This window comes from Arthrobacter sp. P1_B11, from assembly GCF_056406715.1.
In genome coordinates this window covers 58,438-77,762 of sequence record NZ_JBFTZQ010000017.1, presented here as the reverse complement: position 1 = coordinate 77,762, position 19,325 = coordinate 58,438, and the positions used below count along the sequence as shown (strand labels likewise).

10 protein-coding genes are annotated in these 19,325 nt (G+C 63.8%); 8 read left to right on the top strand and 2 right to left on the bottom strand.

Translation table 11 applies throughout. The features are described 5' to 3' along the window. Window positions 1-20 precede the first annotated feature (20 nt). Window positions 21-395, top strand: a complete 375-nt coding sequence (gene rplL / locus AC1D14_RS14510) for a 50S ribosomal protein L7/L12 (protein ID WP_230118099.1) — start codon at window positions 21-23, stop codon at window positions 393-395. A gap of 73 nt (window positions 396-468) precedes the next feature. Here rplL and AC1D14_RS14505 read toward each other — a convergent pair whose 3' ends face one another. Both AC1D14_RS14505 and AC1D14_RS14500 read right to left on the bottom strand, forming a co-directional pair. Beyond that, window positions 469-966, bottom strand: coding sequence for an aminoacyl-tRNA deacylase (locus AC1D14_RS14505; protein WP_230118100.1), 498 nt, complete (start codon window positions 964-966; stop codon window positions 469-471). Beyond that, window positions 966-2,165 (bottom strand): acetyl-CoA C-acetyltransferase, encoded by a 1,200-nt coding sequence (locus tag AC1D14_RS14500; RefSeq protein WP_230118101.1) that lies wholly within the window; start codon window positions 2,163-2,165, stop codon window positions 966-968. The genes AC1D14_RS14505 and AC1D14_RS14500 overlap by 1 nt, the downstream gene beginning before the upstream one ends. A 409-nt stretch (window positions 2,166-2,574) precedes the next feature. Between AC1D14_RS14500 and rpoB the strand changes: the two genes are divergently transcribed. From rpoB to AC1D14_RS14465, 7 genes are all read left to right on the top strand, one after another. After that, on the top strand, window positions 2,575-6,081 hold the full coding sequence (gene rpoB / locus AC1D14_RS14495; protein ID WP_230118102.1) for a DNA-directed RNA polymerase subunit beta: 3,507 nt from the start codon (window positions 2,575-2,577) through the stop codon (window positions 6,079-6,081). 101 nt (window positions 6,082-6,182) lie between these two features. Further along, the gene (locus AC1D14_RS14490) at window positions 6,183-10,082 is read left to right on the top strand and encodes a DNA-directed RNA polymerase subunit beta' (protein WP_230118103.1); all 3,900 of its coding nucleotides are present in this window, start codon (window positions 6,183-6,185) and stop codon (window positions 10,080-10,082) included. A gap of 417 nt (window positions 10,083-10,499) precedes the next feature. Further along, window positions 10,500-10,874: a 30S ribosomal protein S12 gene (rpsL, locus tag AC1D14_RS14485; protein ID WP_018773658.1), complete on the top strand. Its 375-nt coding sequence runs from the start codon at window positions 10,500-10,502 to the stop codon at window positions 10,872-10,874. Window position 10,875: 1 nt separating this feature from the next. Continuing rightward, window positions 10,876-11,346 carry a 30S ribosomal protein S7 gene (gene rpsG, locus AC1D14_RS14480; protein WP_026531948.1) on the top strand — a complete coding sequence of 157 codons (471 nt, stop codon included), beginning with the start codon at window positions 10,876-10,878 and terminating at the stop codon, window positions 11,344-11,346. 69 nt (window positions 11,347-11,415) lie between these two features. Then, window positions 11,416-13,530: an elongation factor G gene (fusA, locus tag AC1D14_RS14475; RefSeq protein WP_230118104.1), complete on the top strand. Its 2,115-nt coding sequence runs from the start codon at window positions 11,416-11,418 to the stop codon at window positions 13,528-13,530. A 246-nt stretch (window positions 13,531-13,776) separates the two neighbouring features. Further along, window positions 13,777-14,967 carry an elongation factor Tu gene (gene tuf / locus AC1D14_RS14470; RefSeq protein ID WP_108600234.1) on the top strand — a complete coding sequence of 397 codons (1,191 nt, stop codon included), beginning with the start codon at window positions 13,777-13,779 and terminating at the stop codon, window positions 14,965-14,967. 163 nt (window positions 14,968-15,130) lie between these two features. Next, window positions 15,131-19,324: a hypothetical protein gene (locus AC1D14_RS14465; RefSeq protein WP_476968686.1), complete on the top strand. Its 4,194-nt coding sequence runs from the start codon at window positions 15,131-15,133 to the stop codon at window positions 19,322-19,324. Window position 19,325 lies beyond the last annotated feature (1 nt).

The following is a 19,325-nucleotide window of genomic DNA, read 5'->3' as shown; positions in this document are numbered from 1 at the left end:
TATAGGAAGGACGCCACACCATGGCGAAGCTCAGCAACGAAGAGCTCATTGAAGCTTTCAAGGAACTGACCATCATCGAGCTCTCCGAGTTCGTCAAGCTCTTCGAAGAGACCTTCGAAGTTACGGCTGCTGCTGTCGCCGTTGCTGGCCCCGCTGCCGGCGCTGCTGAAGAAGCCGAAGAGAAGACCGAATTCGACGTCGTTCTCGAAGCTGCTGGCGACAAGAAGATCGCAGTGATCAAGGAAGTCCGCGCCATCACCTCCCTCGGCCTCAAGGAAGCCAAGGACCTGGTTGACAGCGCTCCGAAGGCTGTTCTCGAAGGCGTTACGAAGGAAGCTGCAGAGAAGGCTATTGCTCAGCTCGAAGAAGCCGGCGCACGCGTTACCCTCAAGTAACACACGCTTTGCTCTTGGAAGCCCCGTCCACTCCGGTGGGCGGGGTTTCCTGCGTTTTAAACCACAGCTGCGTCTAATTGGGGTCGCTGATATCAGCCACCACCGCACCGAGCGCCGCTGTCAGGGCGTCGGCGTCCACGAAGGCGCTGTAGCCGTGCTGGCCCGCGCCCATGGAGATGCGGCGGCCGGCAATGGTCTGGTCTGCATATACGGGCCAGGCCGTGGTGCTGCCCAGCGGGGTGATGGTCCCGCGTTCGTAGCCAGTGGCCTCCAGGGCCACGTCCGCCGCGGGCATCGAGAGTTTGTTGACGCCCACCAGGCTCCGAAGCTTGGGCCAGGAGATCTGGCGGTCGCCCGGAATGAGGGCGAACAGGAAGCTGCCGTCCTTGTGCTTCACGACGAGGGACTTCACAATATCGGCCGGCGTGATGCCGAGGATCTGCGCAGCCTCCTCGAGGCTGTGCGCCGCAAGCCGCTCCACGAGTTCGACGTCGAGGCCGCGGGCGGCGGCGTCGGCAAGGAAGCGCTCCCTGCCAGAGCCGTCCGCGCCTCCGGCCGATAGGGCTTTCATCAGTCCCGGTACAGCAGGAGGGCTTCGCCCTGCCCGCCGCCGCCGCACAGGGAGACCGCAGCCTTGCCTTGGCCGCGCCGTTTCAGTTCATGTGCCGCGTGCAGCGCCAGCCGGGCGCCGGAGGCGCCAATCGGATGGCCGACGGCGATGGCGCCGCCGTGGATGTTGCACTGCTCCAGCGGGTAGTCCAGGTCCTTGAGCGACTGCACGGCCACAGAACCGAAAGCCTCATTGATTTCAATGAAGTCCAGATCGGCAGTGGTCCAGCCCGCCCGGTCCAGGGCATTCCGGATCGCGTTGGAGGGCTGGGAGTGGAGTGAGTTGTCCGGCCCGGCCACCTGGCCGGGCCTGCCGACAACCGCCAGGAATTCCAGCCCGTTGTCCTCGGCAAACTTGCGGGACGTCAGCACCAGGGCCGAGGCGCCGTCGGACAGGGGAGAGGAGTTGCCGGCGGTGATGGTCCCGTCCGTGACGAACGCGGCGCGAAGCCCTGCCAGCGATTCGACGGACGTGTCCGGACGGATCCCTTCGTCCGTGGCCACGACCACCGGATCGCCCTTGCGCTGCTTGACGCTGATCGGTGCGATTTCGCCGTCGAAGACCCCGTTCTTGGCGGCGATGGCCGCGCGCTGGTGAGACTGGGCCGCCACGTTGTCCTGCGACGCCCGGTCGATGCCCAGGACCAGGTTCTTGGTCTCGGTGGAGAGTCCCATGGACTGCCCGTCGAAGGCGTCCGTCAGGCCGTCGTGCGCGGCCACGTCGAGCGCCTGGACAGCGCCGTACGCCCAGCCCTGGCGCGAGCCCGGAAGAACATGCGGTGCCCGGGTCATGGATTCCTGGCCACCCGCGACAACGACGGCGGCATCGCCGCTGCGGATCATCCTCGCCGCGTCGATCACGGCGGTCAGCCCTGAAAGGCAGACCTTGTTGATGGTCACCGTAGGCACGTTCCAGCCGATGCCGGCGCCGATCGCGCTCTGCCGGGCCGGGTTCTGGCCGGCCCCGGCCTGAAGCACCTGGCCCATGATGACCGCGTCCACCTGGTCGGCGCGAAGGCCGCTGGCCGCGATGGCCGCCTTGATGGCGTGCGCGCCGAGTTCGACGGCGGTGAAGCTCGCCAGCTGTCCGTTGAGACGGCCCTGCGGCGTCCGGGCGCCGGACAGGATGACAACGTCATTGTTGTCTGCGGAGTTGGTCATGGTTATCTCTTCCGATCTTAATGAATGTAGGCCTAGGCTACCGTGAGCCCCGTCACCTATCCATTCAAACGCTGCGGCGGGTGCCGGAATTCCACTGCGGCACTGTGCCGCGCCAACTAGGTGCCTACGGCAACGGTGCTTGCAATAAGCTTCGAAGTGGGGTAGACACGCGTTAAGTTTTGCCGTATCGTAGATATTTGCGTCTTCCCTGTTTACCTTCAGCCTTCATATAGCGGTGGGCTTCTCCTGGCAGCTGCTCCATCAATGTGCCGTATACAACGTCACCAGCATGGGCAGACCAGGTCCCGGGTCATATAGCGGAACCGGATGGTAGCACTGCGGAGTCACTCTGCAGGGTACATAGCGGGGGAGATCTGAAAACGCCTGAAGGTCTGTGGAAGGATCCCTCTTGGTCGCCTCGAGCACCTCTAATAACGAAACCGCTAATACGGCAAGCACCGATGGTGCCACTCGCCGGCTCTCATTCGCAAAGATTCACGAACCTCTTGACGTTCCGAATCTCCTTGCCCTGCAGACGGACAGCTTCGACTGGCTGGTCGGAAACGAACGCTGGCAGGCGCGCGTAGCGAAGGCCGTCGAAGAAGGCGACCTCAGCGTCGCCACCACCTCCGGTCTTTCCGACATCTTCGAAGAGATCTCCCCGATTGAGGATTTCCAGGGCACCATGTCCCTGAGCTTCTCCGATCCGGAGTTCGCTGATCCGAAGTACACCATGGCTGAGTGCAAGGACCGGGACGCAACGTACTCGGCACCGCTGTACGTCAAGGCCGAATTCATGAACAACAACACGGGCGAAATCAAGCAGCAGACCGTGTTCATGGGTGACTTCCCGCTGATGACCGAGAAGGGCACCTTCGTCGTCAACGGCACCGAACGTGTCGTCGTCTCCCAGCTGGTCCGCTCACCGGGCGCCTACTTCGAGCGCACCGCTGACAAGACCAGCGACAAGGACATCTTCACCGCAAAGATCATCCCGTCCCGCGGTGCATGGTTCGAGCTTGAGATCGACAAGCGCGACCAGGTCGGCGTGCGCCTCGACCGCAAGCGCAAGCAGTCCGTCACCGTGCTGCTGAAGGCCCTCGGCTGGACCGAAGGCCAGATCCTCGAGGAGTTCGGCCAGTACGACTCCATGCGCGCCACGCTGGAGAAGGACGCCACCGAAACCCGCGAAGACGCCCTGCTGGACATCTACCGCAAGCTGCGACCGGGCGAGCCGCCCACCGTCGAGGCTGCCCAGTCCCTGCTGGACAACCTGTACTTCAACTCCAAGCGCTACGATCTGGCCAAGGTTGGCCGTTACAAGATCAACCGCAAGCTTGGCATCGACCGCTCCCTTGGCGACAAGGAAGCTTCGGTCCTGCACGTTGAAGACATCGTCGCCATGATCAAGTTCCTGGTTGCGCTGCACGCCGGTGAGAAGACCCTCACGGGCAAGCGCGATGGCCAGGACCACGAGCTGCGCGTCGAGATCGACGACATCGACCACTTCGGCAACCGCCGCATCCGCGCCGTTGGCGAGCTCATCGAGAACCAGGTCCGCACCGGCCTGTCCCGCATGGAGCGCGTCGTCCGCGAGCGTATGACCACCCAGGACGTCGAAGCGATCACGCCGCAGACCCTGATCAACATCCGCCCGGTTGTGGCAGCGATCAAGGAGTTCTTCGGAACGTCCCAGCTGTCGCAGTTCATGGACCAGAACAACCCGCTCTCGGGTCTCACCCACAAGCGCCGTCTGTCTGCGCTTGGCCCCGGTGGTCTGTCCCGTGACCGTGCAGGCATGGAAGTCCGAGACGTTCACCCGTCCCACTACGGACGTATGTGCCCCATCGAAACCCCTGAAGGCCCGAACATTGGTCTGATCGGTTCGCTGGCTTCCTACGGCCGCATCAACCCGTTCGGTTTCATCGAGACTCCTTACCGTCTCGTCGCCGAAGGCGTCGTGTCCGACGAGGTCCAGTACCTGACGGCCGACGACGAAGCAGAGGTCCTGATCGCTCAGGCCAACGCTCCGCTGGACGAGAACAAGAAGTTCGCCGAAGAGACCGTCCTGGTCCGCGCCCGTGGTGGTGGAGGCGAGCCTGTGCTGGTTCCCGCCGGCGAGGTCGAGTTCATGGACGTTTCCCCGCGCCAGATGGTGTCCGTGGCTACTGCCTTGATCCCGTTCCTCGAGCATGACGATGCTAACCGCGCACTCATGGGTGCCAACATGCAGCGCCAGGCCGTGCCGCTGGTCCGTTCCGAGGCGCCGTTCGTCGGTACCGGCATGGAGCGCGCCGCTGCAGTCGACGCCGGCGACGTCACCATCGCGAAAAAGGCCGGTGTGGTCACCGAGGTGTCCGCCGAGCTCGTCATCATGCTCAACGACGACGGTACGGAAACCAACTACCGCATCAACAAGTTCGCCCGCTCCAACCAGGGCAACTGCTACAACAACCGCGTTCTGGTGAGCGAAGGCCAGCGCCTGGAGGTCGGCGGCATCATCGCTGACGGCCCGGCAACGGACCAGGGCGAACTGGCCCTCGGTAAGAACCTGCTCGTGGCATTCATGTCATGGGAAGGCCACAACTTCGAGGACGCCATCATCCTCTCGCAGCGCATTGTTGCCGAGGACGTTCTTTCCTCCATCCACATCGAGGAGCACGAGATCGATGCCCGCGACACCAAGCTTGGTGCCGAGGAAATCACCCGTGACATCCCCAACGTGTCCGAGGAAGTCCTGGCGGGCCTGGACGAGCGCGGCATCATCCACATCGGTGCAGAGGTTGAAGCCGGCGACATCCTGGTCGGAAAGGTCACCCCGAAGGGTGAAACCGAGCTGACCCCGGAGGAGCGCCTGCTGCGCGCCATCTTCGGCGAGAAATCCCGCGAAGTCCGCGATACTTCCCTGAAGGTGCCCCACGGCGAGTCCGGCACCGTCATCGGCGTCCGCGTCTTCGACCGCGACAACGACGACGAGCTGCCCCCGGGCGTGAACCAGCTGGTCCGCGTCTACGTGGCCGCCAAGCGCAAGATCACCGACGGCGACAAGCTCGCCGGCCGCCACGGCAACAAGGGTGTTATCTCCAAGATCCTCCCGATCGAGGACATGCCCTTCCTTGCCGACGGTACCCCCGTTGATATCGTCCTGAACCCGCTGGGTGTCCCGGGCCGTATGAACGTCGGTCAGGTGCTGGAAACGCACCTCGGCTGGGTTGCCAAGACCGGCTGGAAGATCGAAGGCGAGCCCGAGTGGGCCAAGCAGCTGCCGAACCTGCCGCGCGAGAGTGGCCAGACCACTGTTGCAACGCCGGTCTTCGACGGTGCCCGCGAAGAGGAAATCACGGGCCTGCTGGACTCCACCAACGTGACCCGCGATGGTGAGCGCCTGATCAACTCCTCGGGCAAGACCCGCCTGTTTGACGGCCGCTCCGGCGAGCCGTTCCCGGATCCGATCTCGGTCGGCTACATGTACATCCTGAAGCTCCACCACCTGGTGGACGACAAGATCCACGCGCGCTCCACCGGCCCGTACTCCATGATCACGCAGCAGCCGCTGGGTGGTAAGGCACAGTTCGGTGGCCAGCGCTTCGGTGAAATGGAAGTGTGGGCGCTCGAAGCTTACGGCGCCGCCTACACGCTCCAGGAGCTCCTCACGATCAAGTCGGATGATATCCACGGTCGTGTGAAGGTCTACGAAGCCATCGTCAAGGGCGAGAACATCCCGGAGCCGGGCGTTCCTGAGTCCTTCAAGGTCTTGATCAAGGAAATGCAGTCGCTGTGCCTGAACGTGGAAGTGCTTTCCACAGACGGAACCACGATTGAAATGCGTGACTCTGATGACGCAGTCTTCACGGCTGCGGAAGAACTGGGCATCGATCTGTCTCGTGCAGAGCCCAGTTCCGTAGAAGAGGTTTAGTGAGGTCCGACGGCGGGTGACCACCCGCCGTCGGCTCCTCCCTCCCTTTTCCCGTAACCCAAGACTTCAGAATTTAGAGAACAAGAGAGAACAGGGACCATATGTCCAGCGAATCCTCCTTCGGCCTCATGCAGATCGGCCTCGCCACCGCGGAAGACATCCGTGGCTGGTCGTACGGCGAGGTTAAGAAGCCGGAAACCATCAACTACCGCACGCTCAAGCCCGAGAAGGACGGCCTCTTCTGCGAGAAGATCTTCGGCCCCTCCCGTGACTGGGAATGCTACTGCGGCAAGTACAAGCGCGTGCGCTTCAAGGGCATCATCTGTGAGCGGTGTGGCGTTGAGGTCACCCGTGCCAAGGTGCGCCGTGAGCGCATGGGCCACATCGAACTGGCTGCGCCCGTAACCCACATCTGGTACTTCAAGGGCGTTCCCTCCCGTCTGGGCTACCTCCTTGACCTGGCACCGAAGGACCTCGAAAAGGTCATCTACTTCGCTGCCTACATGATCACGAGCGTCGACGCCGACAGCCGCCACGAAGAACTGCCCAACCTGCAGGTTGAGCACGACATCGAGAAGAAGCAGCTGATCGACAACCGCGACTCCGACATCGCCACGATCGCCCGCGACCTCGAGAACGAGCTTGCCCGCCTCGAAGGCGAAGGCGCCAAGGCTGCCGACAAGAAGAAGGCCCGCGACTCCGCCGACCGCCAGATGGCGAACGTGCGCAAGCGTGCCGACGCCGAGATCGAGCGCCTCGAGCAGGTCTGGGACCGCTTCAAGAACCTGAAGGTCGCTGACCTCGAAGGCGACGAAGGCCTCTACCGCGAGCTGCGCGACCGCTACGGCATGTACTTCGAAGGCTCCATGGGTGCCGAAGCCATCAAGAAGCGTCTTGAGAACTTCGACATGCAGGCCGAGTCTGACCAGCTGCGCGACATCATCGCCAACGGCAAGGGCCAGCGCAAGACCCGTGCCCTCAAGCGCCTGAAGGTTGTCAACGCGTTCCTGACCACCAACAACAGCCCCCTGGGCATGGTGCTGGACGCCGTCCCGGTGATCCCGCCGGAACTGCGCCCGATGGTCCAGCTGGACGGTGGCCGCTTCGCGACCTCCGACCTCAACGACCTCTACCGCCGCGTGATCAACCGCAACAACCGTCTCAAGCGACTGCTTGACCTGGGTGCCCCGGAGATCATCGTCAACAACGAGAAGCGCATGCTTCAGGAAGCCGTTGACAGCCTCTTCGACAACGGCCGCCGTGGCCGTCCGGTCACCGGACCGGGCAACCGTCCGCTGAAGTCCCTGAGCGACATGCTCAAGGGCAAGCAGGGACGTTTCCGCCAGAACCTCCTCGGCAAGCGCGTTGACTACTCCGGCCGTTCGGTCATCGTCGTCGGCCCGCAGCTGAAGCTGCACCAGTGTGGCCTGCCCAAGCAGATGGCCCTGGAGCTCTTCAAGCCGTTCGTGATGAAGCGCCTGGTTGACCTCAACCACGCGCAGAATATCAAGTCAGCCAAGCGCATGGTTGAGCGTTACCGTCCGCAGGTCTGGGACGTCCTCGAAGAGATCATCACCGAACACCCGGTGCTGCTGAACCGTGCACCTACCCTGCACCGCCTCGGCATCCAGGCGTTCGAGCCGCAGCTCGTTGAAGGCAAGGCCATCCAGCTTCACCCGCTGGTCTGTGGCGCCTTCAACGCCGACTTCGACGGCGACCAGATGGCAGTCCACCTGCCGCTGAGCCCCGAAGCGCAGGCTGAGGCACGCATCCTGATGCTCTCCTCGAACAACATCCTGAAGCCGTCCGACGGCCGTCCGGTCACCCTGCCTTCGCAGGATATGATCATCGGCCTCTACCACCTGACCACCAAGCGTGTCGGTTCAGCTGGCGAAGGCCGGATCTTCGCTTCGGTGTCGGAAGCCATCATGGCCTACGACCTGCACGAGCTGCACCTGAACTCCAAGGTCAAAATCCGGCTTGAGGGCTTTGTCCCTTACGCCGGCTGGGAAGCTCCGGAAGACTGGGAGCAGGGTCAGACCGCGCTGGTTGAGACTTCGCTCGGCCAGGTTCTCTTCAACGAGACCCTGCCCGAGGACTACCCGTGGGTTGAGGATGTTGCAGACAAGGGCGAACTGTCCCGGATCGTCAACGACCTTGCCGAGCGCTACCCGAAGGTGGTCACAGCCGCAACGCTGGACAACCTGAAGGATGCCGGATTCTACTGGGCAACCCGTTCAGGCGTGACCGTGGCTATCTCCGACATTGAGGTACCCAAGGACAAACCGGTGATCCTCGCCGGATACGAGACCATGGCTGCCAAGATCCAGGGCCAGTACGACAAGGGCCTGATCGACGACGACGAGCGTCGCCAGGAACTGATCGAGATCTGGAACAAGGCGACCAACGAGATTGCCCAGGCAATGCGCGACAGCCTGTCGCCGATGAACACCATCAACCGCATGGTGTCCTCCGGTGCACGTGGTAACTGGATGCAGGTCCGTCAGATCGCGGGTATCCGTGGCCTGGTGGCCAACCCGAAGGGTGAAATCATCCCGCGTCCGATCAAGTCCTCGTACCGCGAGGGCCTGTCGGTGCTGGAATACTTCATCGCCACGCACGGTGCCCGTAAGGGTCTGGCTGACACCGCCCTGCGTACCGCCAACTCGGGTTACCTGACCCGTCGTCTGGTGGACGTTTCGCAGGACGTCATCGTCCGCGAAGAGGACTGCGGGACCGAGCGCGGCCTCGTGACCCCGATCGCCGTCGTCGATGCCAACGGTGAACTCGTCCTGGACGAGAACGTCGAGAACAGCGCCTACGCCCGTACGCTGGCCGTGGACGTCGTTGACTCCAAGGGCAACATCCTGGCAGCCGGCGGCACCGACTGCGGTGACGTCGTGATCGCCGAGCTGTTCGCAGCCGGCATCACCGAGGTCAAGGTCCGCTCTGTACTCACCTGTGAGTCCAGCGTCGGCACCTGCGCGCTGTGCTACGGCCGTTCGCTGGCCACGGGCAAGACCGTCGACATCGGCGAGGCTGTTGGCATCATCGCCGCGCAGTCCATCGGTGAGCCGGGCACCCAGCTGACCATGCGTACGTTCCACACCGGTGGTGCTGTTTCCGCCAGCGGTGGAGACGACATCACCCAGGGTCTGCCCCGTATCCAGGAGCTCTTCGAAGCCCGTACTCCGAAGGGTGTGGCACCGATTGCGGAAGCAGCCGGACGCATCACCATCGAAGAGTCCGAGCGCCAGATGCGTCTGGTCATCACTCCGGACGACGGTTCCGAAGAGATCGCGTACCCGGTACTGCGCCGTTCACGTCTCCTGATCGAAGACGGCCAGCACGTCACGGTGGGCCAGAAGCTCATCAACGGTCCGGTCGACCCGAAGCAGGTCCTGCGCATCATGGGCCCGCGTGCCGCACAGAAGTTCCTCGTGGACGAAGTGCAGGGCGTGTACCGCAGCCAGGGCATCGGCATCCACGACAAGCACGTGGAGGTCATCGTCCGCCAGATGCTGCGCCGCGTCACGGTCATCGAATCCGGCGAATCGGACCTGCTCCCCGGTGAGCTGGCCGAGCGCAGCCGCTTCGAGGATGCCAACCGCCGCGTTGTGTCCGAGGGCAAGACTCCGGCTTCCGGACGTCCTGAGCTCATGGGCATCACCAAGGCCTCCCTGGCCACCGAGTCCTGGCTGTCCGCAGCTTCCTTCCAGGAGACCACCCGCGTCCTGACGCAGGCGGCCATGGAAGGCAAGAGCGATCCGCTGCTCGGCCTCAAGGAGAACGTCATCATCGGTAAGCTGATCCCGGCCGGCACGGGTCTCCCGCGCTACACCGAGGTCACGGTGGAACCGACTGAAGAAGCAAAGGCCAACCTGTTCACCGGCCCCAGCGCGTTCAGCGACTTCTCCTACGACACCCTGGGCGGCGACGGAGCTCCCGAGTTCCACGCCATCCCGCTGGATGACTACGACCTCGGCAACGACTTCCGGTAGCCGTTCCTGACAACGCGGGGTCACTTACGGCCCAATCCGCACCTTGGATTGGGCTCAGAGTGACCCCGCGTTGTTGTTTAAGGGCAGGGATCCCCTCCGATTAAGGCCTGGTGGGAGTCCGTGTTAGACTTGTGACCAATTGTTATTGTGGCAGTGGATGAGTGCGCCGGTACAGCCGAAAGGCCGGACCAGAGCGACGTTTCCGGTTTGCAGGGTTCTTGTGCAACGTATGCCACATTTTTGCATGCCTAGGGGACTTTTGAAGACGAAAGTCACGTCATTCCCCATGTGTGCGATCCGACTATTAAAGGCTTCGCCTCAGCTGCTCTGGAGACTTCTTCAAAGCTCGGGCGGCGGGGCAAAGCAACAGGAGAGCGGCTGTCAGAGGCCGCTCCGGATAAAACGGAGAACACGAAAGTGCCTACGATTAACCAGCTGGTCCGCAAGGGCCGCACGCCGAAGGTCAAAAAGACCAAGGCTCCCGCGCTTAACGGCAGCCCGATGCGCCGCGGTGTCTGCACCCGCGTGTACACCACGACCCCGAAGAAGCCGAACTCGGCTCTGCGTAAGGTTGCACGTGTGCGCCTTAACGGTGGCATTGAAGTAACCGCCTACATCCCCGGTGTGGGCCACAACCTCCAGGAGCACTCCATTGTGCTCGTTCGTGGTGGTCGTGTGAAGGACCTTCCCGGTGTCCGCTACAAGATCGTCCGCGGCGCCCTCGATACCCAGGGTGTCAAGAACCGTAAGCAGGCCCGCAGCCGCTACGGCGCAAAGATGGAGAAGAAGTAATATGCCTCGCAAGGGTCCGGCCCCCAAGCGGCCGCTCGTACTAGATCCCGTTTACGGCTCCCCGCTGGTCACTCAGCTGATCAACAAGGTCCTGGTTGACGGCAAGAAGTCCACCGCAGAGCGCATCGTCTACGGCGCCCTCGAAGGTGCACGCGCCAAGTCCGGTGGCGACCCCGTTGCCGCCCTCAAGAAGGCCATGGACAACGTCAAGCCTTCCCTCGAGGTCCGCTCCCGCCGTGTCGGTGGCGCAACCTACCAAGTTCCGGTTGAGGTCAAGCCGGGCCGCTCCACCGCCCTCGCCCTCCGCTGGCTGGTCGGCTACTCGAAGGCCCGCCGCGAAAAGACGATGACCGAGCGTCTCCAGAACGAAATCCTGGATGCCTCCAATGGTCTCGGTGCCGCTGTGAAGCGTCGCGAAGACACCCACAAGATGGCCGAGTCGAACAAGGCCTTCGCACACTACCGCTGGTAAAACTTCCCGTACGCCGCCGGCTCAGACGAGCCGGCGGCGAACGCGTAGTCCATCCGAAAGGGAGACACCGTGGCACAGGACGTGCTTACAGACCTTAGTAAGGTCCGCAACATCGGCATCATGGCCCACATTGATGCCGGCAAGACCACCACCACCGAGCGCATTCTGTTCTACACAGGTGTGAACCACAAGATCGGCGAAACGCACGACGGCGCGTCGACCACCGACTGGATGGAACAGGAAAAGGAACGCGGCATCACCATCACGTCTGCCGCGGTGACCTGCTTCTGGGAAAACAACCAGATCAACATCATTGACACCCCGGGCCACGTGGACTTCACGGTTGAGGTTGAGCGCTCCCTGCGCGTCCTCGACGGTGCAGTTGCCGTGTTCGACGGCAAGGAAGGCGTTGAGCCGCAGTCCGAGACCGTTTGGCGTCAGGCTGACAAGTACAACGTTCCGCGTATCTGCTTCGTCAACAAGATGGACAAGCTCGGTGCTGACTTCTACTTCACCGTAGACACGATCATCAGCCGTCTTGGCGCCAAGCCGCTGGTCATGCAGCTGCCGATCGGTGCAGAGAACGACTTCGTTGGCGTCGTCGACCTGCTCTACATGCGCGCACTCGTATGGCCCGGCGATGCCAAGGGCGATGTGACCATGGGCGCCAAATACGAGGTCCAGGAGATCCCGGCTGACCTCAAGGAAAAGGCCGAGGAGTACCGCGCAGCGCTGGTCGAGGCCGTCGCCGAGTCCTCTGAAGAACTCATGGAAAAGTACCTCGAAGGTGAAGAAATCACCGTCGATGAGCTCAAGGCCGGCATCCGCAAGATGACGATCAACTCTGAGCTGTACCCGGTCTTCTGTGGTTCCGCCTTCAAGAACCGCGGCGTCCAGCCGATGCTTGATGCAGTGGTGGACTACCTGCCGAACCCGCTCGACGTCCCGCCGATGATCGGTCACGATCCTCGCGACGAAGAGAAGGAACTGACGCGGGCGCCGTCTTCCGAGGAGCCGTTCTCGGCTCTGGCCTTCAAGATTGCTGCCCACCCGTTCTTCGGTCAGCTCACCTTCATCCGCGTGTACTCCGGTCACGTCGAGGCGGGTGCCCAGGTGGTCAACTCCACCAAGGGCAAGAAGGAGCGCATCGGCAAGCTGTTCCAGATGCACGCCAACAAGGAAATGCCCGTCGAGGGCGCTACCGCCGGCCACATCTACGCAGCGATCGGGCTGAAGGACACCACCACGGGCGACACCCTGTGCGACTCCAGCAACCAGATCGTCCTCGAGTCCATGAGCTTCCCGGAGCCCGTGATCTCTGTGGCGATCGAGCCGAACACCAAGGGTGACCAGGAGAAGCTCTCCACGGCCATCCAGAAGCTCTCCGCTGAGGACCCGACCTTCCAGGTCTCCCTCAACGAAGACACCGGCCAGACCATCATCGCCGGCATGGGCGAGCTCCACCTGGACATCCTGGTGGACCGCATGCGCCGCGAGTTCAAGGTCGAGGCGAACGTTGGCAAGCCGCAGGTTGCTTACCGCGAAACCATCAAGCGTGGTGTAGAGCGTCACGACTACACGCACAAGAAGCAGACCGGTGGTTCGGGCCAGTTCGCGAAGATCCAGATCGCGATCGCGCCGTTGGACACGTCCGAAGGCGAGCTGTACGAGTTCGAGAACAAGGTCACTGGTGGCCGTATCCCGCGCGAGTACATCCCGTCCGTTGACGCCGGTATCCAGGATGCACTGAACGACGGCGTCCTGGCCGGCTACCCGGTTGTTGGCATCAAGGCGACGCTGATTGACGGCGCGTACCACGATGTTGACTCCTCGGAAATGGCGTTCAAGATCGCCGGCCGTATGGCTTTCAAGGAAGCCGCACGCAAGGCGAACCCCATCCTGCTCGAACCGCTGATGGATGTCGAGGTCCGCACCCCTGAGGAATACATGGGTGAAGTTATTGGTGACCTCAACTCCCGCCGTGGCCAGATGCAGTCCATGGAGGATGCCCAGGGCGTCAAGGTTATCCGTGCGCACGTCCCGCTGTCCGGCATGTTCGGCTACATCGGCGACCTGCGTTCAAAGACCCAGGGCCGCGCTGTGTACTCCATGACGTTCCACAGCTACGCGGAGGTCCCGAAGGCATTTGCCGACGAGATCATCCAGAAGAACCGCGGCGAATAGTCTTCCGACTGTCCTCGCGAGCAACTTGGGTGTGATTCCGGAAACGGAACCTCGCCCGGCGCAGACGGCCGGCCCCGGTCCTGATCGGATCTTGCCGTCTGCGCAAACAGGCTCTAGGCACTAGTATTAGTTCCTGAATCTGCAAATTTCACCAATCCAAAGCCCCCCAAGTAGACTTGCTGAAGTTTCTGCCGCGACAAGCGCGGTCGAAGGGTAAGTCATTTGAAAACGTTCTAGGAGGAACCTGTGGCAAAGGCAAAGTTCGAGCGGACTAAGCCGCACGTTAACATCGGTACCATTGGTCACGTTGACCACGGTAAGACGACGTTGACGGCCGCCATTTCCAAGGTGCTGTACGACAAGTACCCGACTCTCAACGAGCAGCGCGACTTCGCGTCTATTGACTCTGCTCCCGAAGAGCGTCAGCGCGGCATTACCATCAACATTTCCCACGTTGAGTACCAGACCGAGAAGCGCCACTACGCACACGTAGACGCTCCGGGTCACGCTGACTACATCAAGAACATGATCACCGGTGCTGCACAGATGGACGGTGCAATCCTCGTGGTTGCCGCCACTGACGGCCCGATGGCTCAGACCCGCGAGCACGTTCTGCTCGCCCGCCAGGTTGGTGTTCCCTACCTGCTGGTCGCGCTGAACAAGTCCGACATGGTCGATGACGAAGAGCTCCTCGACCTCGTCGAAATGGAAGTTCGTGAGCTGCTTTCGGCTCAGGGCTTCGATGGCGATGAGGCTCCGGTTGTTCGCGTTTCCGGCCTTAAGGCACTCGAAGGCGACCCGGTTTGGGTTAAGTCCGTCGAGGACCTCATGGAAGCTGTCGACAACTCCGTTCCGGACCCGGTACGTGACCGTGACAAGCCGTTCCTGATGCCGATCGAAGACGTCTTCACCATCACCGGCCGTGGCACCGTTGTAACGGGCCGCGCCGAGCGTGGAACCCTCGCCATCAACTCCGAGGTCGAGATCGTCGGTATCCGCCCGGTCCAGAAGACCACGGTTACCGGTATCGAGATGTTCCACAAGCAGCTCGACGAAGCATGGGCGGGCGAGAACTGTGGCCTCCTGCTCCGCGGTCTGAAGCGCGATGACGTAGAGCGTGGCCAGGTTGTCGTCAAGCCGGGTTCCATCACCCCGCACACCGACTTCGAGGCTAACGTCTACATCCTCTCCAAGGACGAAGGCGGACGTCACAACCCGTTCTACTCCAACTACCGCCCGCAGTTCTACTTCCGCACCACGGACGTAACCGGCGTTATCACCCTGCCGGAAGGCACGGAAATGGTTATGCCTGGCGACAACACTGAGATGACCGTTGCGCTCATCCAGCCCATCGCCATGGAAGAGGGCCTCGGCTTCGCTATCCGCGAAGGCGGCCGCACCGTTGGTTCGGGACGCGTCACCAAGATCATCAAGTAGTCCTTGCTGATCATGGATCAGAGGGCCCGGTAACGGCCTGACGGATCTTCTAAACAGCCCCGCTGCTAGTGCAGCGGGGCTGTTTTTTGCTATCCTTTATCCATTCATTGGATTAATTGCTGCCGGGGCGTTGCGCCGCCAGCAGTGGTCGGAAGGCGGCGGCATGTGGACCTCTACTGATGAGGCGTACAGCGCCGGCTTTAGGGCCGGCCATCTCCAAGGATGGCTGGACGCTTTGGCCAATACCGAGGCAGCGACTGAACCGGCAGCGGGTGAACCGGCCGCGACTGAACCGGCAGCGGGTGAACCGGACCGGCCGGCCTCGCTCGCTGCGCCTCCCTCGCCCGCCAGCCAGCCGCGGCCGCCGGCAGCCGGGCCGGTGAGGCGGCCGGCTCCGTTGGGACCGGCAACCGCTCCGGTGTACGCTTCCGTCCCTCCCCGTGTGGAGGCAGAACTCCGTGCGGAGCGGGACATGGCGCGGGCCAAACGTGAGCGGCAGAATATCAATGTCACGCTCTACGTCGCCAGTTTGCTCCTGGTCGCCGCCGGTGCGCTCTTTGTTGGCACGGGGCTTCCCGTGCCACTTCGGTTTGCCGGCGTGTGCACCATCACCGCGCTGTTTTATGCTGCGGGACTGATGCTCCATGCGAGGGCGCCGCGGCTGAGGCCTGCCGCCGTTGCCTTCTCGGGCACCGGGCTGGCACTGATTCCCGTGACAGGCCTCGCCATGTACAGCCTTGCCCTCCACGATGCTCCGCTTGCATGGCTGGCTACATCGGCCGTCGGCACCGCAGCATACGTCGTGGCCGCCGTCCGGCTCGAGAGCCGGGTCCTCGTCTATCTTTCACTGAGCTTCGTTGCGTCCACTGCCTGGTCCGGGGTGTCCGTCCTGGGTGGGGCGCTCATCTGGTACTTCACTGCACTGATCGGGGTGGCGGTTTTCTTCACTGTCCTGGCCATACTGAAGCCACGGTGGCTGCCGCCCCTGTACGTCAGGCCGCTTGCCCAGTTGCATCCGTTCATCGTTCCCGCTGTTGCGGTGGCTGCCACGTTGGTTCCGCTGATGCTCGGACGCGGTGACTACGCCCGGATCATGGCGATGTGCGGATGCTATTTCGCGGTGACGTCCGTGGCCCCCGGGTCGCAGCTCCGTTCGCTCCAGTTTCTGGCTGCCCGGGCGAGCCTGACGGTGGCGGCGTCAGTGGCCGTCTGGAACCTGAGCGGGCGGGGGAGTGCCGCCCTTGCCGCGGCGGCCGTGCTGCTGGCCATCCAGGCCCTTGTGTCGGTCGTGGGTAATGAGCCTCCGGACCAGGAACGCACAGCGGGCCGGCTGGGAGCCTGGCGCCTCCCGTCCCTGCTCCTTGGCGTCCTGCGCCACCGCCGGTGGAGGCTGGACGTCCTCGTTACCTTCGCCCTGGAACTGCTGCTGACGGTGGCCTACGCCGTGGCGGAGCGGCTCGACTTCCTGGCCGGGCCGCCGGTGGGCGCGGACGGCAGCCCGCTGTGGGCCCTCGCGCTGCTGGCGCTGCTGACGGGCGCGGTGCTTGCGGCCAAGCACCGCCAAGCGGCCGAGTGGGCCCCGGTTGCTGCGCTCGGCATGGCCATACTGCTGGCGGACTGGCTCGGGGCATGGACGCTGGTGGGACTGCTCGTCGCCGGAGCCGCCTTCTGGGCCGTGCGCTCCCGCCCCCGCACGGAGCCGCTGCGCCTGCATTTTGTCCTCGCAGCGCGCATCACCCTCACGGTGGCGGTGCCTGTCCTGACGGCGGCAGTCGTCGGCGAGAACGACGCACGCTTCCGGGCCGCAGCCCTGGCGCTCTGCCTTGTCCTGGTCATTCAGCAGCTGGCAACAGCTGCGATGATCCGCCTCCACGTGCCAGCGCTGACGCCGCAGATCAGCCTGGCCGTGTTCACCGTCGCGGGCGTGGGAACCATGGCTGCGCTGGTGCTCGGCGAACCCGAGCCGTTCCTCTATCCGGCGTCAGAACACTTTGGCGGCATCGCCATCGGTGCCCAGCTCATGGCATCGCTGGCCGCCGGCCTGCTGCTGTTTCGCCGATACGGGGAGGAGCCCTGGCGGCCGTCCATCGCGGAAGCCGTTCCGTTGGCCGTCTCGCTTGTTGCCGTGCCGCTTGCCTTCGGCGCAGTATCACTCACGCTGGGAAACTCCGCGTTGCTGACCGTTACGGGCTACCTGGCAGTGACTGCCGTCCGCGCCGGCAGGAAAGGCTCCAGCATTGCATCCGCGGGAACGCCAACCCAGGGACGGTACTACTCGTGGTTCAGCCGAGCCGCCGCGACCTCTCTGGTGCTGACAGTGTTCCATCAGATTCTGCGGGACAACGGCCCCATCCTCGTGGGCGGCGAGGCGCTGGCCCCGGCCACTGTCCTCGCCGTCGCACTGTCCCTCCAGCTCGCAATACCCCTGCGGGCGGCAGCCCGCGGCAGAGTACAAGACAGCCAGTTGGCAGACGCTGCCGTGCTTCTGGCGCTGCAGTCGGCCGCGATCGTATCAGCGGCGGCCACGGTCTTCGCGTCGGAAACCCCGTCGTGGCAGGCCACGTTCGCACCGCTGCTCCTGGCCGGGGGAGCCGCAGCCGCCGGCTACGTGCTGCGGACGCACCGGTGGTCTGCGGTGTTCGCTCCGGCAGTGTTGGCCCTGCTGCTGGTGCTGCGCGGGGCAAGTCTCCCCGACGTCGAAATCCTGCTGGGTGTCTTCGCGGTCTTCAGCGCAGCCATGGTGGCTGCCGTGGAGGACCGCACATCAAAGGGCGCGTACTTCGCTGCCGCCCGCATCCTTGCGGCAGCGCTGGCAGTGGTGCTCAGTCATGACGTTTCGGCCTCACCCACCGTTGTTGCTGTGACCTTCGCGCTCGTGCTCGCGGCGCAGCACGTGATCCGCTGGCTCATGCGGCACCGCCTTACGGAGGTTCCCTTCCAGCAGGCAGCCGTCTGGATCACGCTGGCCAGCCAGGCGATTCTTCCGGTCGCGTACGTAGCGCAACCATTCCGGGCGGGATTGATTGCGGACGACGGCGGCCGCTGGGTAGTGCTGTTGTCCCTGCTTCTGCTGCTGGTCTCCGCTGTCGCTGCCGGCCGGTTGCTTGCCGCCCGGGGGGCTGCCTACCTGGCTGTGTATGCGGCGCTGTTCGCGGTGGTTGCGATGGGGCCGCTTCTGCCCTTCGGGCAACTTTTTGCGGCCACTGCTTTCCTGGCAGCCCCCTTGCTGGGTCATGCAGGCGTCGCGCTGGCGCTGCTGGGGCTGTCCCTGGCCGCCACGGTAGGCGGAACACTCTTCCGGCACAGGAACGGCGGCGGCGTTGACCACTGGCTGTGGCTGGCGGCAGCCGTCTCCTTCGGCACCGCGTCAGCCATGCTGGCACCTCCGTCCGGGGACTGGATTGCCGGTGCGGCGGTGCTGGGTCTTTCGGCGGCGTGCTTTGCGGCGTCGCATGTGGAGTGCATGCCCGGGTTCTACCCGCCGGCAGTCCTGGCTGCGCTGACAGGGGCCACGATGACGGCGGACGGAATCCTCGGGGATGTTCCGGGGCTTTGGGGCTTCTACCTTCCGTGGCTGGCAGGGTGCGGAACCGCGGCCGCAGCACTCTACGTTGCCGGAAAGATTCGCGGCCACCGGCCGCACGGCCGGGAGCCGCTGGCCGAAGGATCGCCCGCCGCGGCCAGTCAGGGCGGCGACGTTCGCTTTCTTGCACTGGTCGGGGCTGCCGTCCTGGGCCTCGCCGTGGCGGGAATTGTGGGGCTGCTGTACAGCGAGACGTCGTGGGCGGGAGCAGCGCTGGTGACCATGACCGCCGTCGTGATTTGGCTGGAGGTCCCCGCTGCGGTGCGACGCCCGGCAGCAGAACTCGGGTCCTTGGCCGTGACGGCCGCCGTCCAGCGTGCGGCGCTCTTCGCCGCTCCCTCCCAGCAGCACGCGGGCTGGCTGGACGGGATCTTGCCTGGCTCCTCCTGGCCGGATACATTCTGGACGGTCCAGTGGTACGTGGTCCTCGCCTCGGTGCTTGGCGTGCTGCGGTATAGGTCGGGCCAGCCCGGCGCCGGCAAGCTGTATCTTGGCCTCGCCGCCGCTCTGGTCTCGTTGAGCGGCCTCCTGGTGATCTTCGGCGGCAATGGTGCCCAGCAACTCTGGGTGCTGGCGTTCTTTGCAGCGGTGCTGGTGGTGGGGCTGGGGTACAGCGAACGGATGCTCGTCTGGTGGGGTGCAGCGGGGGTTGGGCTGTGCATCATGTGGGCGATACGCCAGTACACCTACGTGCTGCTGGCGCTGATCGCCGTCGGCCTCATCGCGCTCGCCCTCCGGAAGCTCAGCCGCAGCAAGCCTGCCGGGACCGACTGAC

Coding starts and splice junctions, on each gene's coding strand:
- AC1D14_RS14465 (WP_476968686.1), top strand. CDS start 15,131: ATGTGGACCTCTACTGATGAGGCGTACAGCGCCGGCTTTAGGGCCGGC.
- AC1D14_RS14490 (WP_230118103.1), top strand. CDS start 6,183: ATGTCCAGCGAATCCTCCTTCGGCCTCATGCAGATCGGCCTCGCCACC.
- rplL (WP_230118099.1), top strand. CDS start 21: ATGGCGAAGCTCAGCAACGAAGAGCTCATTGAAGCTTTCAAGGAACTG.
- AC1D14_RS14500 (WP_230118101.1), bottom strand. CDS start 2,165: ATGACCAACTCCGCAGACAACAATGACGTTGTCATCCTGTCCGGCGCC.
- rpsG (WP_026531948.1), top strand. CDS start 10,876: ATGCCTCGCAAGGGTCCGGCCCCCAAGCGGCCGCTCGTACTAGATCCC.
- AC1D14_RS14505 (WP_230118100.1), bottom strand. CDS start 966: ATGAAAGCCCTATCGGCCGGAGGCGCGGACGGCTCTGGCAGGGAGCGC.